The organism is Nisaea acidiphila (genome assembly GCF_024662015.1).
GTDB lineage: Bacteria > Pseudomonadota > Alphaproteobacteria > Thalassobaculales > Thalassobaculaceae > Nisaea > Nisaea acidiphila.
Map to the genome: position 1 here is coordinate 4,192,556 of NZ_CP102480.1, position 26,077 is coordinate 4,218,632.

At 64.0% G+C, this 26,077-nt stretch carries 24 protein-coding genes; 11 read left to right on the forward strand and 13 right to left on the reverse strand.

The window, feature by feature from the left end; genetic code table 11:
- Positions 1-32 precede the first annotated feature (32 nt).
- From NUH88_RS19580 to NUH88_RS19600, 5 genes are all read left to right on the forward strand, one after another.
- Entirely contained in the window at positions 33-2,327 is a 2,295-nt protein-coding gene (locus NUH88_RS19580) for a copper-transporting P-type ATPase (protein ID WP_257768344.1), read from the forward strand.
- Positions 2,328-2,340: 13 nt separating this feature from the next.
- The gene (cueR, locus tag NUH88_RS19585) at positions 2,341-2,733 is read left to right on the forward strand and encodes a Cu(I)-responsive transcriptional regulator (RefSeq protein ID WP_257768345.1); all 393 of its coding nucleotides are present in this window, start codon (positions 2,341-2,343) and stop codon (positions 2,731-2,733) included.
- The gene (locus NUH88_RS19590) at positions 2,730-3,254 is read left to right on the forward strand and encodes a c-type cytochrome (RefSeq protein WP_257768346.1); all 525 of its coding nucleotides are present in this window, start codon (positions 2,730-2,732) and stop codon (positions 3,252-3,254) included. Before cueR ends, NUH88_RS19590 begins: the two co-directional genes overlap by 4 nt.
- A 101-nt stretch (positions 3,255-3,355) precedes the next feature.
- Positions 3,356-3,901, forward strand: a complete 546-nt coding sequence (locus tag NUH88_RS19595; protein WP_257768347.1) for a TetR/AcrR family transcriptional regulator — start codon at positions 3,356-3,358, stop codon at positions 3,899-3,901.
- Positions 3,898-5,031, forward strand: a complete 1,134-nt coding sequence (locus NUH88_RS19600; RefSeq protein WP_257768348.1) for an MFS transporter — start codon at positions 3,898-3,900, stop codon at positions 5,029-5,031. Before NUH88_RS19595 ends, NUH88_RS19600 begins: the two co-directional genes overlap by 4 nt.
- Here the strand turns inward: NUH88_RS19600 and NUH88_RS19605 are convergent, their stop codons facing one another.
- Positions 5,032-6,180 carry an NADH:flavin oxidoreductase/NADH oxidase gene (locus tag NUH88_RS19605; RefSeq protein ID WP_257768349.1) on the reverse strand — a complete coding sequence of 383 codons (1,149 nt, stop codon included), beginning with the start codon at positions 6,178-6,180 and terminating at the stop codon, positions 5,032-5,034.
- A 193-nt stretch (positions 6,181-6,373) separates the two neighbouring features.
- Here NUH88_RS19605 and NUH88_RS19610 point away from each other — a divergent pair, with 193 nt between their 5' ends.
- The 5 genes from NUH88_RS19610 (at position 6,374) to NUH88_RS19630 (ending at position 12,547) form a co-directional block, all read left to right on the forward strand.
- Positions 6,374-7,543 carry a M20 aminoacylase family protein gene (locus NUH88_RS19610; RefSeq protein WP_257768350.1) on the forward strand — a complete coding sequence of 390 codons (1,170 nt, stop codon included), beginning with the start codon at positions 6,374-6,376 and terminating at the stop codon, positions 7,541-7,543.
- A 4-nt stretch (positions 7,544-7,547) separates the two neighbouring features.
- A complete protein-coding gene (locus NUH88_RS19615; protein WP_257768351.1) occupies positions 7,548-8,132 on the forward strand; it encodes a P-loop NTPase family protein in 585 nt (194 codons plus the stop codon).
- Positions 8,133-8,211: 79 nt separating this feature from the next.
- Complete coding sequence (locus NUH88_RS19620; protein WP_257768352.1) at positions 8,212-9,210, forward strand: glycosyltransferase family 2 protein; 999 nt, start codon at positions 8,212-8,214, stop codon at positions 9,208-9,210.
- Entirely contained in the window at positions 9,207-11,873 is a 2,667-nt protein-coding gene (locus NUH88_RS19625) for a GtrA family protein (RefSeq protein ID WP_257768353.1), read from the forward strand. The genes NUH88_RS19620 and NUH88_RS19625 overlap by 4 nt, the downstream gene beginning before the upstream one ends.
- 251 nt (positions 11,874-12,124) lie before the next feature.
- Positions 12,125-12,547, forward strand: a complete 423-nt coding sequence (locus tag NUH88_RS19630) for an EF-hand domain-containing protein (RefSeq protein ID WP_257768354.1) — start codon at positions 12,125-12,127, stop codon at positions 12,545-12,547.
- Positions 12,548-12,691: 144 nt separating this feature from the next.
- On the opposite strand, the gene NUH88_RS19635 is transcribed toward NUH88_RS19630, so the two are convergent.
- The 9 genes from NUH88_RS19635 to NUH88_RS19675 all read right to left on the reverse strand — a co-directional run bounded on the left by NUH88_RS19635 (position 12,692) and on the right by NUH88_RS19675 (position 22,385).
- Complete coding sequence (locus NUH88_RS19635; RefSeq protein WP_257768355.1) at positions 12,692-13,330, reverse strand: FMN-binding negative transcriptional regulator; 639 nt, start codon at positions 13,328-13,330, stop codon at positions 12,692-12,694.
- A 70-nt stretch (positions 13,331-13,400) separates the two neighbouring features.
- The gene (locus NUH88_RS19640; protein WP_257768357.1) at positions 13,401-14,840 is read right to left on the reverse strand and encodes an aldehyde dehydrogenase family protein; all 1,440 of its coding nucleotides are present in this window, start codon (positions 14,838-14,840) and stop codon (positions 13,401-13,403) included.
- 104 nt (positions 14,841-14,944) lie between these two features.
- Positions 14,945-15,553: a class I SAM-dependent methyltransferase gene (locus NUH88_RS19645; RefSeq protein WP_257768359.1), complete on the reverse strand. Its 609-nt coding sequence runs from the start codon at positions 15,551-15,553 to the stop codon at positions 14,945-14,947.
- Between the two features lie 135 nt (positions 15,554-15,688).
- Entirely contained in the window at positions 15,689-17,410 is a 1,722-nt protein-coding gene (locus tag NUH88_RS19650; RefSeq protein ID WP_257768360.1) for a tetratricopeptide repeat protein, read from the reverse strand.
- Positions 17,411-17,545: 135 nt separating this feature from the next.
- Positions 17,546-18,139 carry a class I SAM-dependent methyltransferase gene (locus NUH88_RS19655; protein WP_257768361.1) on the reverse strand — a complete coding sequence of 198 codons (594 nt, stop codon included), beginning with the start codon at positions 18,137-18,139 and terminating at the stop codon, positions 17,546-17,548.
- Positions 18,140-18,251: 112 nt separating this feature from the next.
- On the reverse strand, positions 18,252-19,415 hold the full coding sequence (locus NUH88_RS19660; RefSeq protein WP_257768363.1) for a fumarylacetoacetate hydrolase family protein: 1,164 nt from the start codon (positions 19,413-19,415) through the stop codon (positions 18,252-18,254).
- 149 nt (positions 19,416-19,564) lie between these two features.
- Positions 19,565-20,461: a DMT family transporter gene (locus NUH88_RS19665; protein ID WP_257768365.1), complete on the reverse strand. Its 897-nt coding sequence runs from the start codon at positions 20,459-20,461 to the stop codon at positions 19,565-19,567.
- Positions 20,462-20,492: 31 nt separating this feature from the next.
- A complete protein-coding gene (locus NUH88_RS19670; RefSeq protein ID WP_257768367.1) occupies positions 20,493-21,533 on the reverse strand; it encodes a cyclase family protein in 1,041 nt (346 codons plus the stop codon).
- Positions 21,534-21,635: 102 nt separating this feature from the next.
- Positions 21,636-22,385: an SDR family NAD(P)-dependent oxidoreductase gene (locus tag NUH88_RS19675; RefSeq protein WP_257768369.1), complete on the reverse strand. Its 750-nt coding sequence runs from the start codon at positions 22,383-22,385 to the stop codon at positions 21,636-21,638.
- Positions 22,386-23,014: 629 nt separating this feature from the next.
- Here NUH88_RS19675 and NUH88_RS19680 point away from each other — a divergent pair.
- Complete coding sequence (locus NUH88_RS19680) at positions 23,015-23,224, forward strand: cold-shock protein (protein ID WP_257768371.1); 210 nt, start codon at positions 23,015-23,017, stop codon at positions 23,222-23,224.
- Between the two features lie 59 nt (positions 23,225-23,283).
- Here the strand turns inward: NUH88_RS19680 and NUH88_RS19685 are convergent, their stop codons facing one another.
- The 3 genes from NUH88_RS19685 to NUH88_RS19695 form a co-directional block, all read right to left on the reverse strand.
- Positions 23,284-23,991 carry a DUF4347 domain-containing protein gene (locus tag NUH88_RS19685; protein WP_257768373.1) on the reverse strand — a complete coding sequence of 236 codons (708 nt, stop codon included), beginning with the start codon at positions 23,989-23,991 and terminating at the stop codon, positions 23,284-23,286.
- A 206-nt stretch (positions 23,992-24,197) separates the two neighbouring features.
- Complete coding sequence (locus NUH88_RS19690) at positions 24,198-25,031, reverse strand: phytanoyl-CoA dioxygenase family protein (RefSeq protein WP_257768375.1); 834 nt, start codon at positions 25,029-25,031, stop codon at positions 24,198-24,200.
- Positions 25,028-25,954 (reverse strand): phytanoyl-CoA dioxygenase family protein, encoded by a 927-nt coding sequence (locus NUH88_RS19695; protein WP_257768377.1) that lies wholly within the window; start codon positions 25,952-25,954, stop codon positions 25,028-25,030. The genes NUH88_RS19690 and NUH88_RS19695 overlap by 4 nt, the downstream gene beginning before the upstream one ends.
- Positions 25,955-26,077: the final 123 nt, after the last annotated feature.

A 26,077-nucleotide genomic window follows, 5' to 3' on the forward strand; every position in this document is an offset into this window, starting at 1 on the left:
GGGCCGCGAACCTTGTTCCCTGGAGACCGCGCATGTCCTGTCACGCGCACGAGAAAACCGAGTCCGATAATGCCTGCTGCCATGGCACGCCGAAGCCCGCTGAGGCCAGTTCCTGTTGCCATGCTGAGCCGGCGCCGACGGCGCATTCCTGCTGCGGCGGCGGTCATGGCGCTGCGAGTTCCGGCAAGGCGGTGATGACAGGCAAGCCGGAAGGCGCCGGTGCCGGCTATATCTGCCCGATGTGTCCGAGCGTCTGGAGCCTGGAGCCCGACTCCTGCCCGATGTGCGGCATGGCGCTGGAGCCGGAGATGATCACCCGGGACACCCCGCCGAACCCGGAATATCTCGACATGCGCCGCCGTTTCGCAATCGGCCTGGCCTTGACCCTGCCGGTCTTCGTGCTGGCGATGGGGGAGATGGTGCCCGGGCTGAAGGAGCTGGTCGCCGGCTCCTGGAATCCGTGGGTGCAGGCCGTGCTCGCCTCGCCGGTGGTGCTCTGGGTCGGCTTTCCGTTCTTCGAGCGCGGCTGGTCGTCGCTGAAGAGCGGGCATTTCAACATGTTCACGCTGATCGCGCTCGGCACCGGTGCAGCCTATCTCTACAGCCTTGCCGGGCTGCTGCTGCCGGATCTCTTCCCGGACGGTTTCCGGGGAGAGGGCGGCGCGGTCGGGCTCTATTTCGAGTCCGCCGCTGTGATCATCACGCTTGTCGCGTTGGGCCAGGTGCTGGAACTCGGCGCGCGGGAGAAGACGTCCGACGCGCTGAAGGCGCTGCTTGGTCTCGCTCCGCTGACGGCCCGCCGGCTGACCGCGGACGGCGGCGACGAGGAGATCGATATCGAGCGGATCGCCGTTGGAGACCGGCTGCGGATCCGTCCGGGCGAGCGCATCCCGGTCGACGGTCGTCTTCAGGAAGGCAACGGTTCGGTCGACGAGTCCATGTTGACCGGCGAGCCTCTCCCGGTGGAGAAGGCTGCCGGAGACGCGCTCGTTGGCGGGACGCTGAACGGTAACGCCACTCTGGTTATGGAAGCGGAAAAGGTCGGCCGCGACACCATGCTGGCACGCATCGTCGCGATGGTTGCCGACGCCCAGCGCAGCCGCGCGCCGGTGCAGAAAGTGGCGGACGCGGTGGCGGGCTATTTCGTCCCGGCCGTTGTGCTTTCCGCGGTCGTGGCCTTCGCCGTCTGGGCCCTTGCGGGCCCCGAGCCCGCGCTGGCGCACGGGGTGATCGCGGCGGTCTCGGTCCTCATCATCGCCTGCCCCTGCGCCCTCGGTCTGGCGACGCCGATGTCGATCATGGTCGGCGCGGGCCGCGGTGCGGCGGCTGGCATCCTGATCCGCGACGCGGAAGCGATCGAAGGGTTCGAGAAAGTAGACACACTGGTCGTCGACAAGACCGGGACCCTGACGGAGGGACGCCCCGAGCTGGTCGACATGGTCAGTGCGGGTCCGGACTCATCTGAAATCCTCAGGCTGGCCGCTGCCGTCGAAAGCGGCAGCGAGCATCCGCTCTCGGCCGCGGTTCTGCGCGCCGCCGAGGCTCGAGAGGTTCCGTTTCGGCCCGCGAGTGACGTCTCGGCGGAAGCGGGGCTCGGTCTCAAGGGGGCGGTCGATGGTCTGGCGGTGGCGGCCGGTTCCGCCCGCTTCATGGAGCAGCTCGGTATCGACGTCGCGCCGCTGGCCGATCGGGCGGACCGGTTGTCCGGTTCCGGCGCGACGCTGCTCTATGTCGCCCGCGACGGCGCGCTTGCCGGGCTGATCGGTGTCCGCGACCGCGTGAAGGACGGCGCAAAGGAGGCCGTGGCCGACCTCAAGCGGGACGGTATCCGCGTGGTCATGGCTTCCGGCGACAATCCGAAGGCGGCCGAGGCCATCGGGCGGGAACTCGGGATCGACGAGGTGCGCGGCGGGCTGATGCCCGCGGACAAGGCGGATCTCGTCGCCGAACTGAAGCGGAAAGGGCGCATTGTGGCGATGGCCGGGGACGGCATCAACGACGCGCCCGCGCTGGCGCTCGCCGATATCGGCATCGCCATGGGCAACGGTACCGATATCGCCAAGGAGAGCGCGGCGGTGACGCTGGTGAAAGGCGACGTGCGCGGGCTCGTAAAGGCGCGCCACCTCAGCCGGGCGACGATGGCCAATATCCGCCAGAACCTGTTCTTCGCGTTCGTCTACAACGCGCTTGGCGTCCCGGTTGCGGCGGGTGTGCTCTATCCGCTGCTCGGCCTGACCCTGAGCCCGATGCTCGCCGCGGCGGCAATGAGCCTGAGTTCGGTTTCGGTGATCAGCAACGCGCTCCGGCTGCGCTCCGCGAAACTCTGAGGAGGAGGCCACGATGCAGATCAGGGAAGTCGCCGAAAGCGCCGGACTGCCGGCCAAGACGATCCGCTATTACGAGGAAATCGGCCTCGTCCGCCCGGATCGCCGGGAAAACGGCTACAGGGATTACTCCGACACGGACATTCACCGTCTGCGCTTCCTGCAGCGGGCCCGAGGTCTCGGTTTCTCGATCGAGGATTGCCGCGCGCTTCTGTCGCTCTACGACGAGAAGGAGCGGGAGAGTGCCGATGTGCGTGCCATCGCCGAGGCGCATCTGAAAGAAATCGACCGCAAGATCAACGAGCTGAAAAGCCTGCGCGGGACGCTCGCCCATCTTGTCCATGCCTGCCACGGGGACTCCCGGCCGGACTGCCCGATCCTCAAGGATCTCGCGGGAGATGCCTCGTGAATTGGAAACTCCTGATCTCGGGCGGCGCGGTGCTGCTGCTCTTCGCGCTTGCCGGCTATTCCCGCATGCAGGATCCGGAGCGTCCATCCATCCTCTCCAAGGTGATGCCCGGTGCTGCCGAGGAGAAGCAAAACGCGGCGATCCGGCTCTGGCCGGGCGATACCGGTCTCGTCTCGGACGGCAAGAAGGTCTACGCCACCCAATGCGCCAGTTGTCACGGGCTAGGATTGCAGGGCCAGCCGAACTGGCGCCAGCGAAACGCCGACGGCCGTCTCCCGGCACCGCCACATGACCCGAGCGGACATACCTGGCATCATCCCGACGAGCAGCTCTTCTCGCTGACCAAGTTCGGACCGGCGCGGATTGTCGGTGACGGTTACGAAAGCGACATGCCGGGCTACGAGGGGATCCTCAGCGACCGGGAAATCATCGCCGTACTCTCTTACATTAAAAGCACCTGGCCGGCCGATATCCGCCAGCGACACGACATGATCAACCGGCAGGCGGCGCAAGGCGGCTAGGCAGCGGCGCGTTCCCAATTCTTAAGATCCAATAAGCTGCCTTCAAAAGCGCTAACGATTAGGGAGTTGAATATGTAAAACGCTCGTTTTACATATCGCGCATGGACAAGCGTGAGATCATTCTCGATGCGGCCGAACGGGCCTTCCTCACGGAGGGGTTCCGGGCGACCGGTATCGACAGGGTGCTGGCGCCGACTGGCGTGTCGACCCGGACCCTCTACAAGAATTTCGCCACCAAAGAAGCACTGGCCCTTGCGGTCCTCGAGCGACGCGACCGTCGGTTCTACTCGGCGATGGCAATGCCGCCGGACCCTGGCGGCGATCCTGTGCAGGATCTTTTTACAAAGCTGGCCCACTGGACCCGAGAGGAAGGCGCCAACGGTTGCATCTTTCTGCGTGCGCTCGGAGAGTACGGATTGCGGGAGACCGACATTGCGGCTTTCGTCGAAGAGCACAAGCGGCGGATGCGCGCACTGGTCGCGGACCGCGTAACGGCACGCCTCGGCCGCGCCGCGCCGCCGCTCGCAGACCGGATATGGATACTGTTCGAAGGCGCGACTGCGTCTGCCGCAGTCGCGGGGGAGGCGGTCATCGGCACGGCAGCGGCGGCGGCGGATGACCTCATGGACGCCGCGTCCCGGCAATGAACCGCTGGGGAACGCGTTCCTTCGTCGCGAGCGGGTTCGCGCTCATCGCCGTGGCCTACGGTCTCGCGCGTTTCGCCTATGGGCTATTCCTGCCGGCACTGGCCGCCGAGCTCGGGCTCGGCCCGACGGAGGCCGGATGGATCGGATCGGGTGCCTTTGCTGCCTATTGTGTCGCGACCGCCGCGGCAGCGCTTCTCTGCGTTCGGATCGGCGCACGCCGGACGCTTTTGCTCGCCGGCGCGGTTGCCGCCGTCGGAATGGCCGGAATTGCGGCTTCGCAGGATGCGGCCATGCTCGCCGTCTCCGTCACCTTCGCAGGACTCAGCCCCGGGCTTGCGTCTCCGCCTTTGGCGCTCGCGGTCTCGGAACGGATTGAGCCGGTCCAGCAGGGAGCGGCGAACACGCTCATCAACAGCGGCACGAGCGCCGGCGTCGTGCTGTCCGGACCGGTGGCACTGGTCCTTGCCGAGGCCTGGCGGGAGGCCTACTGGCTTTTCGCCCTGCTCTCGTTCGGCGTAACTGTCTGGCTTTGCTACTCGATGCCGCCCGTCGCCGCCGCAAAAGGCCGAGCCGAACCGAAGCCGTTCCGCGAATATATGCGCCATCGCGTCCTGATGCCGGTCTTGCTGACCTCGGCGCTGATGGGGGTGTCGAGCACGGCAATCTGGACTTTCGGCGGCGCGATCCTGAGCGATCATGCCGGCTGGACCGACACGCGTATCGCCGGTGTATGGATCGTAATCGGCGCCTCCGGTGTGGCCGGTGCGGCTGCGGGGCCATTGATCCGCAGGTTCGGACTCAATGAGGTCCATCGCGCCTCGCTCGCCGCGATCGCTTGTTCGATCCTGCTCCTTTCCATCCCGGGAGGGGGCTTGATCTGGGGCTTCGGCTCCGCGGTTCTGTTCGGCGCGGCTTATATCATGATGACCGGGGTTATCCTGGTTTGGGGCGTGGAGGCGGTACCGGAGTATCCGGCATTTGGGCTCGGGGCCGGCTTTCTCTCCATCGCGGCCGGTCAGGTGGCAGGTGCTCCGGTCTTTGGATATCTCTACGAGAGCGCCGGCGTGGTGCCGGCGCTACTCACCTTCAGCGCGCTTGCCTGCCTTCCGATGGCGATAAAACGGGTGTGATCAGCCTCTCGCCTGCGCCCGTTGTCCCTGGGCGCGCTTGTCCAGCCACCAGCCATATTGCGGCGGCCATGTCTCGAAATCCTCGTCGAGCCTGAAGGCGTCGGCCGCGTGGCGCGGCCAGAACGGATTGTAGAGCGCCTCGCGGCCGATTGCGATCAGGTCCGCGTCGCCCGCTTGCAGGATTTCTTCGGCATGATGCGGATCGGTGATGAGGCCGACCGCCTGGGTCATGATCCCGACATCGCGGCGGATTTCGGCGGCATAGGGCACCTGGTAGCCCGGCGAGCGGTTCAGCTTGAAGTTGGTCGCGCCTTTCGGCGTCTGCCCACCGGAGGAACAATCTATCACGTCGACTCCGCGGTCCTTCAGTTCCTTCGCGAAGACCAGGCTGTCCTCCATTTCCCAGCCGCCTTCGATGGCGTCGACGGCAGAGATGCGGACGAAGAGCGGCAGGTTGTCCGGCAGAGCCTCTCGAACGTCCTCGGCGATCTCAAGGGAAAGACGCATCCGGCCCTGCAGGTCGCCGCCATAGGCGTCGGTGCGGAAATTGCCGAGCGGTGAGAGGAAGGTCTGCAGCAGATAGCCGTGCGCGCAGTGGATCTCGACGGATTCGAATCCGGCATCGACGGCGCGCTTCGTCGCATCGGCGAAAGCACCGCGCAGCCGTTTCATGTCGTCGAGGTCGAGTTCTCTCGGGGTCAGCCAGCCGTCCGCCAGGGGCACAGCGCTCGGTGCCTCCGGTTGCCAGGGCGTGTCGCCGCCGGCGATATCCTCCGGGGTGAGGGGGCCGTTGCCCTTCCAGGGCCGCTGCATGCTGCCTTTGCGCCCGGAATGGCCGATCTGGATCGCCGGGACCGAGCCTTCCGATTTCAGGAAGGCGGCGAGCGGCGCCAGCTTCTTTGCGTGCTCGTCGTCCCAGATCCCGAGATCGCCATGGGTGATCCGGCCGTCGCGGGTCACCGCGGTGACTTCCAGGATCACCATGCCGGCGCCGCCGATGGCGAACTTGCCAAGGTGCGCCATGTGGAAATCGGTCGGGAAGCCTTCCTCGGCGGAATACATGCACATGGGAGGGACTACGATCCGGTTCGGCAGGGTAATGCCCCGGAGTTGGATCGGCTGGAACAGCAGCGGCGTCTTATCGGTCATTTTTTCCTCCCGGTTCTCGCTGGCTCTTTTTGCGGGGGAGGATAGCCGAAGGCGCCGGAAAGTGGCCATTCCGGGTTGGTGCCGACCGGCCAAATCAATCGCGCCCGCTCGGCACTTGACAGGACCGCTGCGCACGCCATCGTGGGGGATCTTTTCCTCTCCCGTCCTTCCGTTGCCCGTCAGGAGCCGTTCAATGCCTATCGTCAACCGCATCGCCGACTTTCATGCAGAGCTGACGGGTTGGCGGCGGCATATTCATGCAAACCCGGAGCTGGGCTTCGAGGAGTTCGAGACCGCCGATTTCGTCGCCGAACGGCTGGCGGAGATGGGGCTTGAGATCCATCGCGGTCTCGGCGGTACCGGCGTGGTTGCGACGATCAAGGGCAATGGCGGAGACGGCCCTGCGATCGGTCTGCGCGCGGACATGGACGCGCTGCCGATCCAGGAGAAGGGCACGCCCGAGCACCGTTCGAAGAACGACGGAAAGATGCATGCCTGCGGCCATGACGGTCACACCACCATGCTGCTCGGTGCGGCAAAATATCTTGCCGAGACGCGCAATTTCGCCGGCACGGTCCACTTGATCTTCCAGCCCGCCGAGGAAGGCAAGGGCGGCGGCAAGAAGATGATCGAGGACGGTCTCTTCAAGCTGTTCCCCGTGGACGAGGTCTACGGCATGCATAACCGGCCGGAAATGCCGGTCGGCAGCTTCGGCGTCTCCGCCGGCCCTGTGATGGCGGCACGGGACAATTGGGAAATCTCGATCTCCGGGCGCGGCGCACATGCGGCGATGCCACACCAGGGCGTCGACCCGGTCGTCGTCGGGGCCAATATCGTCATGGCCCTGCAGACCATCACCAGCCGTAACACCGATCCGGCCGAGGCGCTGGTTATCAGCGCGACCCAGTTCCATGCGGGCGATGCCTTCAACGTCATCCCGGACGAGATCGTCCTGCGCGGCACCTGCCGGGTGCTGAACCCGGAGATCCAGGCGACCCTGCCGGAGCGGATCAAGCGCGTTGCCGACGGGATCGCGGCGACCTACGGAGCGACCGCGGAGCTGAATTACATGACCGGCTATCCGGCGACGGTGAACACTCCGAAAGAGGCGGAGTTCTCGGCCTCGATCTGCGCCGAGGTGGCCGGTGCCGCCGGCACGGTCGACCTCGATTTGCCGCCGAGCATGGGGGCGGAGGATTTTTCCTACATGCTGCAGGAAAAGCCGGGCGCCTATATCTGGTGCGGTAACGGCGATACCGCCGGCCTCCATCACCCGGAATACGACTTCAACGACGAGGCGCTTACGGTGGGGGCGAGCTATTGGTCGCGCCTGGTCGAGGCGCGCCTCGCGAAATCCGCGTGAGGCCGTGAGCGAACCCGCCAGTCTTCCCCGGGGCATTCACGTTCTCGGCGCCTCCGGCTCCGGGACCACGACTTTCGCCCGGGGCTGGGCCGACAGGTTCGGATACACGCATCTTGATACGGACGATTTCTACTGGCTTCCGACAGAGCCGAAATTCAAGGAAAAACGCCCGATCCCGGAGCGGCTGAGACTGCTCGCCGAGGCGATCGATGCGGCCGAAAACTGGATCCTCTCGGGATCTCTCGTGTCCTGGGGCGAGCCGCTGATCGAGCGCTTCGACCTTGTTGTGTTCGTCTACACACCGTTCGATCTCAGGATGGAGCGCCTCATCGCTCGAGAGGAGGAGCGCTACGGCGTCGCAGCCCTTGAGCCGGGCGGGGCGCATTACGATGCTCACATGGCCTTCATCGAGTGGGCGGCCTCATACGATTCCGGGGGACCGGAGATTCGCAGCAGGCGGATGCATGAAGACTGGATGAAACGGCTGACTTGTCCGGTAGTGCGCGTTTCGGGCTCAGACACGACGGCAGACCAGATCCAGCAGGTGCTCGAATTCTGGTCTGCTTCGGTCTTGCCCTCGCTCCGGTGACCTGTGTAAATCTCGCGGTCCGTGTGCGGCCGGTGCCGATGCGGGGCCGAAGCCGAATTTGCAGTGTTGAGTAGGATCCATGACAGAGACAGGCGCACCCCGTAATGCTGCGGTAGCGGACGCTGCTGCTCCGACGATTGCCGTTCTCGTCCCCTGCTACAATGAGGAAGCGACGGTGGCGAAGGTTGTCGGGGATTTCCAGACGGCCCTGCCGGGGGCGGAAATCCACGTCTACGACAATAACTCGACCGACCGGACATCGGAGATCGCGGCCTCGGCGGGCGCGATTGTCGGGTTCGAGGGCTTGGCGGGCAAAGGCAATGTGGTGCGCCGCATGTTCAGCGACGTCGAGGCGGACATCTACGTCCTGGTTGACGGGGACGCGACCTACAGCTCCGAGATGGCGCCGCAGCTGATCGCAATGTTGACCGAAAAGCATCTCGACATGGTGGTGGGCGCCAGGGTGAGCGAAGAGGCGGAGAGCTATCGCTTCGGTCACCGGTTCGGCAACCTCGCCTTTACCTCGCTGGTCGCGTGGATCTTCGGCAATCGCTTCACCGACCTCTTTTCCGGCTATCGGGTATTCTCGCGTCGTTTCGTAAAGACCTTCCCGGCGCTTTCCACCGGTTTCGAGATCGAGACCGAACTGACCGTGCACGCCCTCGAGCTCAATATGCCGATCGGCGAGATCGAGACGCCGTACCTCGCGCGTCCGGAAGGCTCCACCAGCAAGCTAAACACGATCCGGGACGGTATTCGCATCCTATATACGATCGTCATGATGCTGCGTGATGAGCGCCCGCTCGCCACGTTCGGACTGACCGGGCTGCTGCTTGTGTTGCTCTCGGTGATCTTAGCGGTGCCTCTCGTGTCCGAATATCTCGCGACCGGCCTTGTGCCGCGACTGCCGACCGCGATTCTCTGCACCGGCATGATGCTGCTCGGTTGGCTTAGCTGTTTCTGCGGATTGACGCTGGAGTCGCTCCGGTTGGGACGGCGGGAAGCCAAGCGGCTCGCCTATCTCGCCACCGACGGCGTATCGGCGCTGAAGCGCCGCGCATCCAAGAAGCTGCAATGAAGCTGCAGTTCCTGAGCTTCGCCGTGGTCGGAGCGCTCGGGTTTCTGGTCGATGCGACCGCGCTTCAGCTTTTCCTCAATGTCGCCGGACTCGATCTCTATTCCGCCCGGATCGGCTCTTTCCTCGTCGCGGTGACGTTCACCTGGGCGATGAACCGGCACTTCACCTTCGCCTCCGACGATCCGCGGCTGCTGCGCGAATGGTTCCGGTTCCTCAGCGCGAATTCGCTCGGGGCCGGTGTCAATCTCGGCACCTACGGGATTCTCGTCTGGGCAATCCCGATCGTTGCGGCGCATCCGGTGCTCGGCGTCGCCGCCGGATCGATCGCCGGGCTCGCGGTGAATTTCCTCGGCTCGCGCTTCTTCGTTTTCCGCGATGTGTCCGGCGGCGACACGGGCAACCGACGGCCTTTGGACCTCTCCGGCGTCCCCTGGCGACCGGGTGGGGCGCAGGCGTTCGAGTTCTGGCTGCTCGCAGCCGGTGCAGTCTATGCTCTGCTGTGCCTCTCGCCATCCTCCTATGCCATCTCGTTCCAGGCTTTGGCGCTGGATCCGGTCGGCCTCTTTCTGGGCAAGGCACGGCCGATCCGCAGCGACGAGTACGCGGTCTGGACTCCCTATATCCAGATTGCCGTGAATAACGGCTTCGCCCGCTTCAACGAGACCTCGCCGTACCTGGAGGACCTCCGGAACTTCAACGCCCTGCCGTTGCGGGACTGGGGGCTGATCTTCAAGCCGCAGTTCTGGGGTTTCTTCGTCCTCGACCCTGCCTGGGCCTATTCGCTGCATCACGCGATCTTCATCGTGGCTTTTCTCGCCGGATGGCGGCGGCTCTTTCACCTGCTCGGTTTCGGGTGGAGCGAGGCCACGCTCGCGGCGTTCGTCGTATTCTTCTTTCCCTATACGCAGCTCTGGTGGACGACGACAGGCTCGCTGCTGGCGGGTTTCCCTTGGCTTATCGTCTGCCTCTTCTGGCAAACCGCCGTCTGGAAGCGTGTGCTGGTCCTATCCTGGCTCAGCGCGAGCTGGCTGATCAGCCATCTCTATCCGCCAATCGTCGTCACTTGCGCCTTCGCCGGAGTGGTGTTGCTCCTGGCATTCCGCGCGCGAGAAACGCTCCGCCCTTCGATCATCCTGCCCGGCCTGCTGGGAGCGGCGCTCGGAGCGGCGATTGCTGTGTTCTATTTGCAGGACGCATTCCTGGTGATGTCAAAGACGGTCTATCCGGGCGACCGGTCCATCGATGGCGGGCAATTGTCTTTCTGGCAGTGGGTCTCGACGTTCCTGCCGGGGCTCGGGACGACGGGCCGGGAGCCGATCGTCAGTACGAGGAATTATCTGGAAACCGTTGCGGGCGGGAGTTTTCTGCTGGCGGGCTGCTTCCTGTTCTGCCGCTGGCGGAGCCTGAAAGATCTTGCGTTGTCGAGCGATAACGCGGTGCGGACGGCTCGCCGGCGTCTGTTAGTGCTGTTTGCCGGTACGGCAGTGATGTCCGTTTGGCTGCTGGTGCCGCTGCCGAGTGAAGCCGGTGCGGTGCTGCTTTGGGACAAGTTCCTGGCGCCTCGTTTCGTCTTTGCTCTGGGACTTCTATCTCTCTCGATGGCCATGCTGCTTGCTGAACGGCTGGATTTCTCAGTCACGCCGGCGCGCCTCGGCGTGGCTGCGCTCCTGCTGGCCGGACTCTATGGCGGCTTCAGGTTTAGCTATCAGTCTCAGCCTGACTTCGATGGTCTGGAAGTCTGGGGGCCGATCCTTTTCCTGCTTGTTTTGGGCGGGGAATCGCTTCTGTTCCGCATGCGTGCTTTCCCTGCCATGCTCGCCGCGAGCGCCTGCGCGGGCGCCTTGGTATACGGCACTTATAATCCGCTGCAGTCGAGCTATCCGATCTTTCACCGCCCGGACCATCCCGGGGCTGAGGCGTTTCGAAGCTACCAGGAGGCCAATCCCGAGAACCTGTTGCTGATCCGCGAGGTGCCGGGCTCGATCCTCAATGCGTGGGGCTATCGGTCGGTGCAGCATGTGCTGGTGTCGCCCCAGCTTGAATTTTTCCGAGAACGTTTCCCGAAACTCCCGGAAAAACAGTTCAACCGCATCTTCAACCGATATGCGCACATCCAACTGACGGACGAGCCGATACCCTACGTTCCGATGCCGGCGCCCGGTGTGATCCAGCACGATGTGATCCGTGTTCCGATGGTGGCATTCGAAGCTGGCGGCTCATCGGTGAGTACCGGCGGAGGGAGAAACGGCCGGGACGTGGCCGGTCTGGAAATCATCGAGATCGCGCCACGCGGAGTGCCTCTGCCCGACGGTGTTGTCGACGACGTCACGTGGGACGAAGCCGCGCGAACGATGACCCTGCGAGGCTGGGCGCGGTTCTCCATGCTCGATCCGGACAACCGTCTTCTGGTGCTGGCGCCCGGGGCGGAGAGCGCAACGCAGCCGGAACCTGTCTATCGGCCGGATGTTGTGTTCGCTCTCGGAAACGATCAGCGACTTGCCTTTTCAGGATTCACGACGACCGTTCACTTCGGCGACGGTAAGGGAAAGCCCGATACTGTATGTATCTGGTCGCGCGACTCGGATCAGAGATTGTTCCGCCTGGGCGGAGCGGTGAAGAACTGGTCCGGTGGGGCATGCGAACCCAAGGCCGGAGCTAACTAACGCGGCTGGTGCGGTGTGGTGCCGATTCCGAGAAGCCGGAACCAACTTCGCTCTGAGACGTTCCCCCAAAGAGGACGGCCGCATTTCCCCACGCGGCCGTTTCTATTTTGACGGCTCGCAACGAAAATTAACATTTATTATCAGTCTGTTGTGAGCGGATTGGCGCGGCATTTGAATGTCGCGGAACGGTGCCGAACCGTTTGGCATCCGCTCCTTTCCCGGAGCGAAACCGATGAGAGGGAGTTTCCCTTATGAATGTAGATCAGCTAGGCAGCGGCTATTTCGATTATGCCGCAATGCGTGACCGCTTCCAGACCAAGGTGACCGAAGCGGATATTGACGGCAGTGGCGGCCTTTCCTTCGCCGAGTTCCAGGCGCTCAAGGCAGACGCGCCGGCCGGCCCGCCACCAGGTGTCGAGGAACTTAGTGCCGAGGAGCGCTTTTCCAGTTTGGATGCCGACGGCGACGGCGAAGTGACGTTCGCGGAATTCGAGGCCGCTCGGCCGAATATCGAGCCGCAATTCTCCGCGGAGAGCTTCACCGAGCTGCTGGCAGCGCAGGAAGAAAGCGCGAACAGCTCCGTCTCCCAGAGCACGACGGACGATCTGCTGAGCCAGTTGCTGGCGCAATTTCAGCAGTCCGGCGCGGATGCTGCTGCCAGGCGGGCCGCTTAATAACGAAGAGTCCGTTCGGGTTATTGAACGAGATGCACCGCGCAGAACGCACGCGGTTGAAGATCCCGCCCCGCAATTGTTTGCGGAGCGTGGCTTTTGCTCTGGAGGAAAGGGGCCGAGAAACGGCCCCGGCTCCAGGCATTTTCAGGACGCCGAGAGCTTCTCGCGGGTGACGATCGAGATCGGTGCTGCGGTGCCGTCGCGCGCCTCGATGCCGGACATCACGCCTTCCTTATCTGCAGCCGGCCTGTTCTGGCTAAGTTTCCACTTGCCTTCGATGCGGGCGATCGGGATTTCGAAACCGATAATCCCCTTGAGCTGCGACTGCACGAAAGGTTCCGGAGCGTCGTTGATCCCCCACGGAGCCGCATTCGCGGCCTCATGCATATCTGTCAGCCGCGAGACCATGTCGCGCAGCCAGTCCGCGTCGTCGTGATAGCTGATCGGGCCATAGGCGTGGACCGCAATATAGTTCCAGGTCGGTACCACCTTGCCGGTTTCCTGCTTGGTCGCATACCAGTTCGGCGTGATGTAGGCCTCCGGGCCGAGGAACATGGCCAACGCCTCGACGTTCTCGTCCGCGCCCTTAGCCTGCATGTTCGCCTTCGCCAGATGTCCGGTCAGGGTGCCGAACTCGCCCTTGCTGGTATCGAGAAGCATCGGCACGTGGCTGCCGATCAGCCCGTCCGGGCCGAGTGTGACGACGGTGCCGAGGGCAATTCGTCGGATCGTCTCATGCAGCACGTCGAGATTCTGTTCGCGGAAATGCGGCGGTACGTACATGGACTTCTCTCCTGAAATGCGAACGGCCGGCACGGGATGTGCCGGCCGCGCTATTGGACGCGTAACTGCGTCAGATCGGAAGTGTATAGGCGGTTTTCACCGTTGTGTAGAATTCGGCTGCATATCTGCCCTGCTCGCGCGAGCCGTAGCTGGAGCCTTTCCGGCCTCCGAAAGGTACGTGGTAGTCGACGCCCGCCGTCGGCAGGTTGACCATGACCATGCCGGCTTCGGAATTGCGCTTGAAGTCGCTGGCGTATTTCAGGCTCGAGGTGCAGATACCGGAGGAGAGGCCGAAGCTGGTATCGTTGGCGACCGCCAAAGCCTCGTCGTAATCCTTCACCCGGATCACGCTCGCCACCGGACCGAACACTTCCTCGCGGTTGATGCGCATCGCATTGGTGGTCTCGGTGAAAAGCGCCGGCTGCAGATAGAAGCCCGGGGTCTCGCGGTTGAGGCGCTCGCCGCCCCAGGCGAGCTTGGCACCTTCGTCCTTGCCGATCTGGATGTATTTCTCGTCCTGCGCCAGCTGGCTCTCGTCGACCACCGGACCGATATGTGTGCCGTCTTTCAGCGCGTCGTCGACATTGAGGCTCTTCAGCTTCTCGATGCAGGCGGCGACGAACTTGTCGTGGATGCCCTCGGTAACGATCAGGCGCGAGGAGGCGGTGCAGCGCTGGCCGGTGGAGAAGAAGGCGCCGTTGACGGAAACGTCGACGGCAGTCGCGAGATCGGCGTCGTCGAGCACCACCATCGGGTTCTTGCCGCCCATCTCGAGCTGGTACTTCTTCATCGTCGCCGAGCATTTCGCCGCGACATGGGCGCCGGTCGAGACCGAGCCGGTGAAGGTGACCGCGTTGATCCTGGTGCTGGAGAGGATCGTCTCGCCGACGGTGCCGCCGCTGCCCATGACCAGATTGAGGACGCCGTCCGGCAGACCGGCCTTCTTCAGGATGTCGACCAGGGCCCAGGCGCAGCCCGGAACCAGGCCGGCCGGCTTGAAGACGACCGTGTTGCCGTAGCAGAGCGCCGGCGCGATCTTCCAGGCCGGGATCGCGATCGGGAAATTCCAGGGAGTGATGATGCCGACCACGCCGACCGGTTCGCGGGTAATCTCGACATCGAGGCCCGGGCGGGTGGAGGCAAGCTTCTCGCCCGAGAGCCGCAGGCATTCGCCGGCGAAGAAATCGAAAATCTGTGCGGCGCGGATGGTCTCACCGATGCCCTCGGCCAGCGTCTTGCCTTCCTCGCGGGAGAGCAGGCGGCCGAGTTCGTCCTTGCGCGCCATGATTTCGGCCGAGGCGGCAGCGAGGATATCGTGGCGTTGCTGAATCGGGCTGCGGGCCCAGGGATGCGAGGCAGCGACGGCGGCATCGATCGCCTGCTCCGTAGCGGCGGCATCGGCCATCGCGAACTGGCCGACCACGTCGTTCGTGTTGGACGGGTTGATGTTGTCGCTGGCGTTGCCGCCTTCGACCCAGTCGCCGGCGATCAGATTGCGGTGCAAAGTCATGGATGTTCCCTCTCTTTCGCCGGCGCTACGCGCGCCGGCCTTGATCCGGGGACGGAGCTTACTGGGGATTTATGGTCAATCAAGAGCGGAGGGTCGCTCCCGACCTATTGGTCCGGCTTCTTGCCTAGGAGCTCGAACTCATAGCGGATGGAGGGGAGCTTGCCTTCACCCCTCGGCCGTGCGGGCTTCACGGCGCGAAGGTCGGCAACCATCTCGTTGACGAAATTCCGCTCCATATCCACCCGGTCCATGAGCCGCTGATGGTCGGCGATGTCCGCTCCGGCGCGCTTGCGGCCGACCTTGTAGCGCACCCGTTCGATATCCCAATCGCCGCGGTAGCCGTAATCGGCGAAATGGTACCAAGGCTGACTGAAATAGCGCAGTGCAAAGACCGACATTCCGCGCACATGGGTCGGGTCGCCCCAGGCGCCGTCGCTGCCGATGTGCGGCATTGCGGCGGTGAGCAAGGCGCCGTCTGTCGCGACCCGGTGCAGTTCCTCCATCAACGGCAAGATGTTCCGGATATGCTCCAGAATGTGTGAGGCCTTGAATTCGGAAATGCTGTTGTCTTCCAGCGGCAGCCTGTTTTCGCCGCAACTCTCGAGGTCGAAAACGACATCCACACCCGGCCCGTCCCGGAAGTCGAGATTGACCCAGCCTTCGGTCGGCGAGCTGCCGCATCCAATGTTCAGTTTCTGCAATGAGTTGGGCATTCACGGACTCCGGTGGGCTGGTCAATTCGGCGGTGCGACTATCCATCAATCGGAGAACCGGGCTCAAGAGGATATGAGAGTAAGAGCACCGGATCGCGATTTCGTTCGTTCGTCCCTTGGTTGGGCGGTAGACGCCTATCTCAGCACAGTCGTCATGAACTCGGCGAACGGCGCGCGCATGTTCTGATTGCGCCAGACCGTCGACAGGTTTTCCCGTGCGGTTTCGCCCAGCTCGAGCGAACGGCGGCGATCTCCAAGGAGCTTGGCGGCCCGCTCAGCATAGTCGGACGGTTGTGGGACGAGATCTGTCTCGAGACCAAGTGCCGTCAGTACTGCGGCGGCAAGCCGCGCGCGGAGGCAGCGCGCATCGGTCGTCAGGACCGGAACTCCCGCGTTTGCAGCGTGCAGAACGGAGTTGAAGCCCGAAAAGGTCGGGCTGTCCAAGTAGAGATCGGCTTCCTGGAGGAGAGATGCGTATTCCTCCGGCCTGGTCCGTTCCCGTAAATCGAAGACCTGCTCGGGGTCGTGGCCATGTTTCGCGAAATGGGAGAATAGGCGGCTTATGTATCTTTGAACGGTAATGTCGTCCCCCGCCTTGACCACGATAATGCGGCAGTCGTCGGCCGTCTCGACGATCCGGCGCAAGGTCTCGTCGAAGTCAGGGAGGAACTTGAAAAGGCTCTGACAGATGATCGCTGTCGGCCGTCCGCTCGGGATCTTCAAGCGTGGGGCCGATCGCGGCTCGGAAAGCTCCGCTCCAAGTCCGGGCATACGGAACAGGGTTTCGGAATACTGGCCTTCGGCGCCGGGCGGATCGAGAAATTCCGAACCGACAAAGTAATCGATTGTCGAGAGTCCGCTGGTGACTGGATGTCCCCAGCTGTTTACCTGTATCGGTGCCAGGCGGTGATTTGCCAGAAAGAGCGCCGCAGGATCGATTCCGATTTCGGGATAGAGAAGGACCTGATGGCCGCTGGCATGAATGATCTCCAGCCATTCGGACCAGGGTTTCGGTCCGGAAACGACGGTATCGAAGCAGGCACGATCCTGTTCTCTCGCAGCTCCGTTCAGGTCGTACAGAGTGGCCGCTATGCCGGCATCCCGCAGCGCTTCACTCCACCACCGGCCGATCGCCTCCCATACCGAGTGCTCTCCGACGCAGCCGGAGACAATCGCGACCCGGCAGGGACCGCGCAACTTTGACGGCCTGCCTCCGGTTCGTGCGTGGAAGGCGCCCGACGAGACCTGACGGATGGTGGCATCGCCGAAGCGCTGCATGAACTCCTTGTCTTCGATCCCGGCGTAGGCGAGATAGAAGAGGCGCCGCACGCCCACCTCGCTCTGTGGATCAGGAAGAAGCGGTGCATCCTGCAGCTCGGTCAGTGCCGATTTCAGAGTTCCGGTGATCCGGTCCCGCTGCTCGATGCTGTCGAAGCCGGGCGGAAGGCAAGCGGAGATCCGTTTCCAGGGTGTTCGAAGGTCGCCTGGCAAGGCAGCGAGGCGCGAGACGATTGCCAATGCCTTTTCCGGTGCACCGGACTTTGAGGTTCGGTTGCCGATCCGGCTCCAGGCGTTCGCAGAGGCCGGGTCGACCGCCAGAAGTCGCTGGTCCAGTACGCTTCCTTCGCTCGTAAGGCGGTCCCGTCCGAAGACGGAGGCGGCGAGGCTTTCCAGAATCTCGCGCTGGGTGGGCGCGATGCTGAGCGCCCGCCTCAGGACGGTGTCTTTTTCATCTTCCGAGAGCAACTTGGAGCGATTGTAAATCGGCTGCCACTTTTCCGGAGCGCAGATGGATGCGCGCCGGAAACATGGGGCTGGGTTCCTGCCGAGGAAGACGCATGCGATCGCCGCGATCATCCAGGCCTCGCTCGAAACACCGTCCTGTTGAAGGTGTTGCGAACATAGTTCGAGTGCACGTCCGGCGGAGCCGGGACCGGCTTCGAGCAGCCGGCGGGCTTCGTACAATAAGTCCGGACGCGATTGCATCTAACGTCAGTTCTCGAAGATGAACACCACCTCACATTGAGCCGGTTCGCCCTGCCCGGGCGGTCGAGCGGGTTTCACAGACCGCAGGTCGGCGATCATTTCGCGGACCATATTCCGCTCAATATCCACGCGCTCCAGGAGTCTGGCGAGATTGTCTTTGTCCGCACCCGCGCGCTTGATCCCGACTTTGTAGTAGACTTTCTCGATGTCCCAGTCGCCCAAGTATCCGTAGTCCGCGAAGGAATAGGTTGGCTGGGAAAAGTATCGCAGCCCCGTCACCGACATCCCGCGAACATGCGTCGGATCGCCCCAGGCACCGTCGCTGCCCACATGCGGCATCGCCGCACGAAGGAGAGCCCCGTCGACGGAAACCCGATGCAGCTCTTCCATCATCGGCAGGATATTCCGGACATGCTCCAGGATATGGGATGCCCTGATCTCCGAGACGCTGTCGTCTTCCAGCGGCAGCTTGTTCTCGCCGCAGCATTCCAGGTCGAAGACGATGTCCACGCCGGGGCCGTCCCGGAAATCGAGATTGACCCAGCCTTCCATCGGCGATTTGCCGCATCCGATATTCAGTTTGTGCAGGGGCTTGGACATTCGGACACTCCGGGACATTGATCAGGCAGGCATCGCGTGTCTCCATCAAGCACATAACGCTGGTTGGCGATAGGGCGATCGTGCGGCCGGCGGGAACTCTGCCCCGACGGCCTCAGATCGGGATTCCTCGGGCGGACAGCGAGCGGAAGAGGGCAAGTGCGCCGTCTTCCCAATCCGGCAGTTTGTCCGAGTGGGAGACTGTGTTTTCCAGCGCACCGAGACGGGAGCTTGCGATCCTGACCCGGTCGCCCAGCTTGTGGGTGAAGCCCTCGCCCGGCCGGTCCGCGTCGCGGTCCTCGGTCGGAGCGAAGAGGGTGCCGGTATAGAGCACGGCGCCATCCGGATATTGGTGGCAGTCGAACATCTGTTTCGCGAGATCTTCAGGGGCGCGGCTGATGACCCGCATGGTGCTGGATCCGCTGAGTACGTAACCGTCGGTGCCGGAAACCTCTAGCGAGAGATCGGCGTTGCGGATTTCCTCCATGGTGAAATGCTGGTCGAGTAGACGGATGAAAGGGCCTAGGCTGGCCGAGGCGTTGTTGTCTTTGGCTCGGCCGAGCAGCAGGGCGCTGCGGCCCTCGAAATCGCGCAGGTTCACGTCGTTGCCGAGGGTCGCGCCGACGATTTTTCCGTCCGGGGCGCAGACCAGCACGACTTCCGGCTCCGGGTTGTTCCAGTCGGAACGCGGATGCAGGCCGATGGATGCGCCGTGGCCGACGGAGGACATCGGCTGTGCTTTGGTAAAGATTTCCGCGTCCACGCCGAAGCCGACCTCGAGATATGGCGACCAGAGATCCTTCTCCAGCAGCGTCTCGCGCAGCTTCATCGCTTCCTCGGAGCCGGGCACGATGGAGAAGACGTCGTCGCCGATATCGCGGGCGAGCTGTTGCCGCGCTTCGTCGGCTTTCAGCGGGTTCCCTTTGGTCATTTCCTCGACAACGCGCTCGATCAGGCTGTTGGCAAAGGTGACGCCGGCAGCCTTGATCGCCTGCAGGTCAATCGGGGAGAGCAGGCGCGGGCATGTTGCGGCTGGATCGAAACTGGCCTCCAGAATGTCTGCGAGCTTGCCGAGGGTCGTGCCTTCGGCGCCGCGCACGATGCTCGCCGGGCAATTCGCCTTCAGGGCATGGGCGACGGTCGGAATGCGGGCTGTGATATCGACGACCTCGTCACCGCGCACCGTGCAGACGGCCGGCCCCGCAGGCGTCGAAACGCGGCCTAGCAGCGTTGCCTTGTCCAGGTCGGACGGCAGGTCCGTTTCGATGCGGTTGCTCATGATGTCGTTCCTCCCATTTCCCCGACACTAGCGCGCTTCTGGCGGCGCGGCGATCCCTCGCGAAGGAGGGTAGGGCGGATTATGGCCTCTCTGGGATACAAAATACCAGAGCAAATGGTCGCAGGCGGGCGCCTCTGTTCGCAGAACGTTCAGGTAACGCTGCGAACCACCCGCTCGCGATGAAAAGTATAGATGCCGCTGGCGACCACGATGGCGGCGCCGATCACCGTCGCGAGGTCCGGCAGGTCGTCGTAGATCAGGTATCCCCAGAGCACGGCCCAGGGCAGCATGAGGTAATTCAGCGGCTGAAGCACACTGGCCGGTGCGAGCGACAGGGCCTTGATCAGCAGCCCGTGCCCGGTAAGGCCGATCACGCCGATCCCGGCCATCAGGGCGAGCCCCTGCCAGTCGGGCGTGATCCAGAAGAAAGGGCCGACGCAGGTCATGGCGAAGAGCCCGGTCACGCCGGTATAGAGCACGGTCGTACCGGCGTCGTCGTAGCGCGCCGCCCGGCGTGTCAGCACCTGGTAGAGCGCATAGAGCGAAATCCCGAAGAGCGGTACCAGAAGCATCGGGTCGAAGGCGGCGAAGCCCGGCCGGATGATGATCATCACCCCGACCGCACCGACGCCGATCGCGGTCCAGCGGCGGATACCGACCTGTTCCCGCAGCACCGGTACTGAGAGCGCGGTGGTGATCAGCGGCCCGGCCGCGGCGATCGCCTGCACGTCCGCCAGCGGCAGGTGGCGAAGCGCGATGATGAAGACGAGGATCTCGCCCGAAAGCAGGAAGCCACGCGTAAGCTGAAGGACAAAGGCGCGTGAGACGAAAAGATAGCGGCCGCGGCGGCGTAGGCCGTCGGCGACGGTCACGCCGGCAAACACCATGTAGCGGATCCAGAGGATCTGCGGCGCCGGATAGATCTGCGACGCCATCTTGGTCAGCGTGTCCATCACCGAGAAGGCGAAGGTGACGGCGAACATGATGCCGATACCGGCGCGCGTGCCTTCGGCGTCGTCCCGCGCTCCGAAACGGTCTTTCGTCATCTCTCGCGTCTCCCGGCCCGGATCGCCGGGGTCAGACCGTCGCGACCGGCGTCGCGGGCGAACCGACGACGCCCGGCAGGCGAAGGGGCGGTGCGGTCAGGAGGAAGCGCGAGCGGCCGGCCTCGCGCAGCCACAGAGCGAGATCGTGCAGGTACCAGAGCTCGCCCAGCGGCACGCCGAGCTTGAAGATGCAATGGTGGTGCAGAGGCATTTGCAGTGTCGCATCCTCCGGGATCTCGGCATGCGGATCCTCCACGCCGTAATTGTCGGCGATCAGGGCCGCGAGGCCGCTGTCGGTGATCCAGTTCAGCAGCCGTTCGTCGCGGCTGTCGAGCACGCAACAGGCATGGTGGAGCGTGTGCTCGTCCGGCTCTTTTTCGAGATCCAGGATGACCTTCGTGAAGGCGGTGTGGAGCAGCACCATGTCGCCTTTCTCTACGGTGATCTTGTCCGCTTCCATGATGCGCATGAGCTGGTCGTAGGTGACGTAGGTTCGCTCGCGGCCGAAATGCTTCTCGATGTCGATCAGCACGCCGCGGCCCTGGACACAGGTCTCGGCCATGTTCTCGATGCCGAGCCGTTTCGCCTCGGTGCCCTCGTAGCGGGTATGCTCGTTGCCCGGCTGCTCCGAGGTCGGCCCGACGATGTCCTCGCCGCCGCGCCAGCCGTTGTAATAGACCACCTCGGCCTCACCATCGCCGTCCGCGTCGAAGCGCGCGCCGATATGGCAGAGGCTGTCCCACTGGGTCGAGTACTGCAGGCAAAGCAGCACGGAATCGTCGGAAACCACGTCGAGCAGGCGCGGGTCGTTCATGCCGAGCGGGAAATTGAAGTTCGCCAGCCCCCCGCGAGAGGTGGCGAAATGGCGGGGCGGGAAGCGCCGCGGATTGAGCAGGCGCTTGCCCGGATAGTCGAGCGGCAGGGACAGGCAGAAATTCTTGCCGGTCTTCGCCTCGGCAATGCCCTGGCGGACCTTTTCCTCCGTCAGGAGGTTGATCCGGCCGCGCTCGTCATCCTCGCCGAAATCGCCCCAGGTCGATCCTTCGGGACGGTTCACCCACCGCTTGCTCATCGTTTCCTCACGATCGTTTCTTGCTTTTTTGCGCCGGACCGGCGCGGGAGCAGGTGAGTGTCTGACGGCGCGAACCGTCTGGCAAGAGGGGCGATCCTGCCGTCAGCGCATCACCCTTCCGCCGTCGAACGGGATCGTCTGGCCGGTGACGAAGCCGGTCGCATCGGAGGCGAGCATGCGCACGAATGCGGACGTTTCCTCGTAGGTCGTCAGCCGCTTCAGCGGTACACCGTCTTCGGCTTCCTTGATCGCTTCCGGACTGAACAGTTCGCGCACCAGATCGCTGTCGACCATACCGAGCGCGACGCCGTTCACATTGACCGCCGGGCCGAGCTCAAGCGCCATGCTCTGGGTCAGCAGATTCACGCCGCCTTTCGAGGCCGCGTAATTCGCATTGCCGGCCCGCGCAACGATGGCGGTGGTCGCGGAGATATTGACAATGCGCCCATGCCCGGCGGCAACCATGTGTCGGCCGACCGCCTGGCCGACGAGGAACGGGCCTTTCAGGTTCACTGCGATCACCCGATCCCAGGCCTCTTCGGCCATCTCCAGAAAGGGCTGGTCGATGCTGAGCCCGGCCGAGTTCACCAGGATGTCGATGCCGCCGAAAGCGGAAACGACCTGCTCGACCATCGCGCTGACTTCGTCCAGGCGGGAAATGTCCGCCTTGCAGAGGAGCCCGGTGCCGCCGGCTTTTTCGACCTCGGAGAGGGTCGTTCTCGCGCCGTCATCGGATGAGGCGTAGTTGATCGCCACTTTCGCGCCATCGCGGGCGAAGTCGACCGCGAGTTGCCGGCCGAGCCCGCTGCTCGCGCCGGTGATGAGGACGGCTTTTCCAGTGAAGTCAGTCATGCGGGGGCTCCGTTAGGTTGCTCAATGCCATCCCATACACGGGAAAGAGCGTAATTTCACGCTGCCAGGCCCCCGCATTCGGATGCCGAAAGAAGAATTCACTTGTAATTGAGTAGCGGACATGACACTTGAGGCAGGTCCGTTGCGCGTGGATGGTGTTTTTTTGACGTCAGCAACGTTCTATTCTCGCAAGTCGTCTTTTCGATTGTTGCCAGAATGCCCATACGGGGCAGTTAATCAAAACGGCAGCTGATCTGCGCTAGCTTCCGAGAAACGAGGTCATCCGCCGCAGCCGGCCAGGCGCGGTACGGGCGTGACCACTGAAAGAGCCTATTTGAGACAGTCAATTGAGCTTGGCGCCGCCAAGCCCCGCCTTCCCGCCGAAACGGCCGAAGGCTTGAACATCCCCGGATCCTTGATAGTCGAGAGTAAACCCGCCCCGACCGCCGCACGGCGTCGGGCGCGTTCCGGATACGCGGGAGAACGTAAACCCGGCCCCGAAAGCCCGTCTGCGGGACTAGACCGCATGCTGGGAAATATCGGTGCCGTACAGCAGGCAGCACCCGCTTGAACGCGGGTACTGAAACGCCAACCCAGACAGCAACGATCAGAAATAAGGAAATATGATCATGGCAACAGGTACTGTGAAATGGTTCAACGCCACCAAAGGCTACGGTTTCATTCAGCCGGATGAGGGCGGAAACGACGTGTTCGTCCACGCCACGGCGGTCGAACGCGCTGGTCTGCCTGGCCTGAACGACGGCGACAAGGTCAGCTACGACATTGAAGTCGATCGCCAGCGCGGCAAGTCTTCCGCGGCGAACCTGAAAGCGCTCTGAATTCAGGAGCAGTGTTTCGGGCGGCTTCGTTCCGCCCGAACGGCACCATATCGGAGCGCTCAGGTTCTCCCCGAGCGCTCCGCGCGGCGCCGACCCGGTGACGGGTCGGCGCTTTTTGTTTCGGCGCCGTCCCCTGCCGAGGATGTGACGCTCCCGCTGCCCGGAAGCAGGCCAGGCCAGTCCGCTGCCCGCTCCGCGTCGATCAGCTCCGGAAAGGCTTCCGGCCTGTCGCCGGCCGCCACGTCGAGCACCCAATCGCCGCCGCGTTCGGCCGCGCCGGTCGGGGTGGATGTGGCGAGCACCGGGGCGTCCAGCACGTAGGAGAGGGCGGTGACGAAGCGCTGTCCGGTCTCGCCCTGTCCGATCGCGCAACCGTAGAGAACGAGCGGCCGTCCGGCGAGGGCGGCGCGCAGGTCCGCGATGCAGCGGTGTTCCAGAAGAAGGGAGGCCGGGCCGATCCCGCCGGCGGTTAGCATCAGGGCTCCGGGCGCGCCATGGGAGAACAGGTGGACCGAAGATGCGGCGGTTCCGGCTGCCTCGACCGCGTGTGCCAGGACCTGTAACGGCTCGCCGCTCCGCTCCAGCCGCACGATCTTCGGTTTGCCGCGCATTGCCCGGACGAGCTCGGCAGACGCGGGAACGCTCTCGTCGATGAGGACGAGCGGATCGGCTCCGGAAACGGGAGAGACGCCGCGCCCACCCGGTAGTGCTCCGGACGGCGTCCTGAACGAAGGGATCGGCGCTGGGATGACGGGTTCCCCCTTCACATAGGCGTTGGCAAGGAGTCAAAGATTGTCGTGCATTAGTTCAGCGGGCGCGGATGTGCAGTTGGAATTCTCGGCATTTCCGAAAAAGACGATTTTGGAAATTTTGGAAATTGGTCGGCGGGACGGAGGATTGTGCGCGTGTAACCAAGTGGACATAAAATAATTATGGTTTATTGCGGGGCAATCAGCTCAGGTCTGGCCCCGGCTTAGTCTTCCTTGCCGCCGAGCATGACCTTGTTGCGCGCGCCGGCGATCTCCGTCCAGTGCGCAACGTCCGCTTCCGTCATCAGGCCCGTCGGCGGGTGGCAGGGGTGGAAGTTGCCGAAGCGGTCCTCGCCGCGCACCAGCATCGCCGCCATGTTGCCGCCTTCTGTCTGCCGTGCCCGCGTCGGGATATAGCGGATCGCGAGGCCGATCCGGCGGTCGCCCGTCCGGTTCGGATGCGAGGCATGAAAGACCCGGCCGTGATGGAGTGACATCTGGCCCGGCTGCAGCTCCGCCTCCGTCGCCTCGCTTTCGTCGACCTTGACCGCGATCTCCTGGCCCCGCGTCAGCAGATTGTCCTCGGCGTGGGTGTCGTTATGCGCGACCTGGCGGTTCTGCGAGCCGGCGACGAAACGCATGCAGCCGCTCTCCGCGGTCGCGGGAGAGAGCGCGACCCAGGCGGTGACCTCCTCCTCGGTCTCCAGCCCCCAGTAATGCAGGTCCTGGTGCCAGGAGACGAAACTCGTGGTGTTGGCCTCCTTGATGAAGAAGGGCGCGTCCAGCACCAGCAGGTCGGGGCCGAGGATCTCGGCCACCGCTCCGGTGATCTCGGGACGCCGCGTTATCTCGTCGATGAAGGGCAGCACGAGGTTCGGATAGCGCCGCAGCATCTTGCGGAAGGACTTGTCCGCACCGTATGCCGCCTCGGCCGCTTCGAGCTGGCGGCGGTACTCCGCCGCTTCGTCGGTGGACATCACGGTGATCGGACAGACGAAACCGTCGCGGGCGAAGGCGTCGGCGACGGGGGAGGCGGCCCGGGTCTCCATCGCGCTCATGTCCCGGCCACCGCGCGCGGCGTAAAGGCGCTGCGCGCCCCGCCGGTCTTCTGCGTCTTGAAGATCGAGCCCGCGTCGGGCGCGGGCGGTAGCGGCAGGCGCATCGGTACCGCCTCGGCGCGCGGCTCGGCGGTGATTTCGCCCGTGATCATGCTCGCCTCGAAATGCTCCCAGAGCGCCCGCGTATCGCCCGACGCGAGCAGCTTGGCGTAGCTGCCGGAGCCGACCAGCGGCCAGGCATCGGCGGCGCGGCATTCGTAAAAGAGGATCAGCCGGTTGCGGTCCGAGAGATTGGGCGCCGAGCCGTGCAGGGTGCGGACATGGTGCACCGTCATCGCGCCCGCCTTGCCAGTCAGCGTCACCGCCTTCTCAAGGTCGAACATCGGATCCTCGGGATCGACCGCGCCGCAGAAGAGCCCGGTCTCCGCCGCATGGTGCGAGAGCACCGGGCCCTTGTGCGTGCCCGGGATCACCTGCAGCGGCCCGTTCGCTTCGTCGACATCCTCCAGCATCAGCCCGAAGGCGAGCATGTCGTCGTTGGTATGAGGATAGAAGGCCCAGTCCTGGTGCCACTCCACCGCCGCGCCGCCGCCGGGCGCCTTGGTGTTGAGCTTGCTGGTCTGGATCATTGTGTCCGGCCCCAGCAGGTCGGTCAGCACCCCGGTCATGCGGGAGTTCTTCAGCACCTCCCAGTAATAGGGATCCTGTTTGTGCGGCAACTTGATCCGGGTGAGGCGGGGCCGCTCGGCCGAGTGCCCCTCGTCGAGATCGTAGACCGCGTCGCTCTCCGTCACCGCGCGGGACTTCTCGATCAGGCCGTAGGTGATCTCGCGCAGCCTTTCGAGCTGCTCGGCATTCACCGCGTCCTCGACCATCAGGTAGCCGTTCTCGCGATAGAAGGCGATCTCATCGGCTGTGAGCATGGTTGGTCCTCCCTTGGGTGCGCCGATTGCCGGGTCGGCGCGTTCTTGTTTTGAGGGAAGTATGGACCCGATTGCGCGCGGGGAAACGGCTAAATTGGCATGAGTGCCGGTATGGCCCGCACT

Coding starts and splice junctions, on each gene's coding strand:
- NUH88_RS19580 (WP_257768344.1), top strand. CDS start 33: ATGTCCTGTCACGCGCACGAGAAAACCGAGTCCGATAATGCCTGCTGC.
- cueR (WP_257768345.1), top strand. CDS start 2,341: ATGCAGATCAGGGAAGTCGCCGAAAGCGCCGGACTGCCGGCCAAGACG.
- NUH88_RS19595 (WP_257768347.1), top strand. CDS start 3,356: ATGGACAAGCGTGAGATCATTCTCGATGCGGCCGAACGGGCCTTCCTC.
- NUH88_RS19600 (WP_257768348.1), top strand. CDS start 3,898: ATGAACCGCTGGGGAACGCGTTCCTTCGTCGCGAGCGGGTTCGCGCTC.
- NUH88_RS19605 (WP_257768349.1), bottom strand. CDS start 6,180: ATGACCGATAAGACGCCGCTGCTGTTCCAGCCGATCCAACTCCGGGGC.
- NUH88_RS19610 (WP_257768350.1), top strand. CDS start 6,374: ATGCCTATCGTCAACCGCATCGCCGACTTTCATGCAGAGCTGACGGGT.
- NUH88_RS19620 (WP_257768352.1), top strand. CDS start 8,212: ATGACAGAGACAGGCGCACCCCGTAATGCTGCGGTAGCGGACGCTGCT.
- NUH88_RS19625 (WP_257768353.1), top strand. CDS start 9,207: ATGAAGCTGCAGTTCCTGAGCTTCGCCGTGGTCGGAGCGCTCGGGTTT.
- NUH88_RS19630 (WP_257768354.1), top strand. CDS start 12,125: ATGAATGTAGATCAGCTAGGCAGCGGCTATTTCGATTATGCCGCAATG.
- NUH88_RS19635 (WP_257768355.1), bottom strand. CDS start 13,330: ATGTACGTACCGCCGCATTTCCGCGAACAGAATCTCGACGTGCTGCAT.
- NUH88_RS19640 (WP_257768357.1), bottom strand. CDS start 14,840: ATGACTTTGCACCGCAATCTGATCGCCGGCGACTGGGTCGAAGGCGGC.
- NUH88_RS19645 (WP_257768359.1), bottom strand. CDS start 15,553: ATGCCCAACTCATTGCAGAAACTGAACATTGGATGCGGCAGCTCGCCG.
- NUH88_RS19650 (WP_257768360.1), bottom strand. CDS start 17,410: ATGATCGCGGCGATCGCATGCGTCTTCCTCGGCAGGAACCCAGCCCCA.
- NUH88_RS19655 (WP_257768361.1), bottom strand. CDS start 18,139: ATGTCCAAGCCCCTGCACAAACTGAATATCGGATGCGGCAAATCGCCG.
- NUH88_RS19660 (WP_257768363.1), bottom strand. CDS start 19,415: ATGAGCAACCGCATCGAAACGGACCTGCCGTCCGACCTGGACAAGGCA.
- NUH88_RS19665 (WP_257768365.1), bottom strand. CDS start 20,461: ATGACGAAAGACCGTTTCGGAGCGCGGGACGACGCCGAAGGCACGCGC.
- NUH88_RS19670 (WP_257768367.1), bottom strand. CDS start 21,533: ATGAGCAAGCGGTGGGTGAACCGTCCCGAAGGATCGACCTGGGGCGAT.
- NUH88_RS19675 (WP_257768369.1), bottom strand. CDS start 22,385: ATGACTGACTTCACTGGAAAAGCCGTCCTCATCACCGGCGCGAGCAGC.
- NUH88_RS19680 (WP_257768371.1), top strand. CDS start 23,015: ATGGCAACAGGTACTGTGAAATGGTTCAACGCCACCAAAGGCTACGGT.
- NUH88_RS19690 (WP_257768375.1), bottom strand. CDS start 25,031: ATGAGCGCGATGGAGACCCGGGCCGCCTCCCCCGTCGCCGACGCCTTC.
- NUH88_RS19695 (WP_257768377.1), bottom strand. CDS start 25,954: ATGCTCACAGCCGATGAGATCGCCTTCTATCGCGAGAACGGCTACCTG.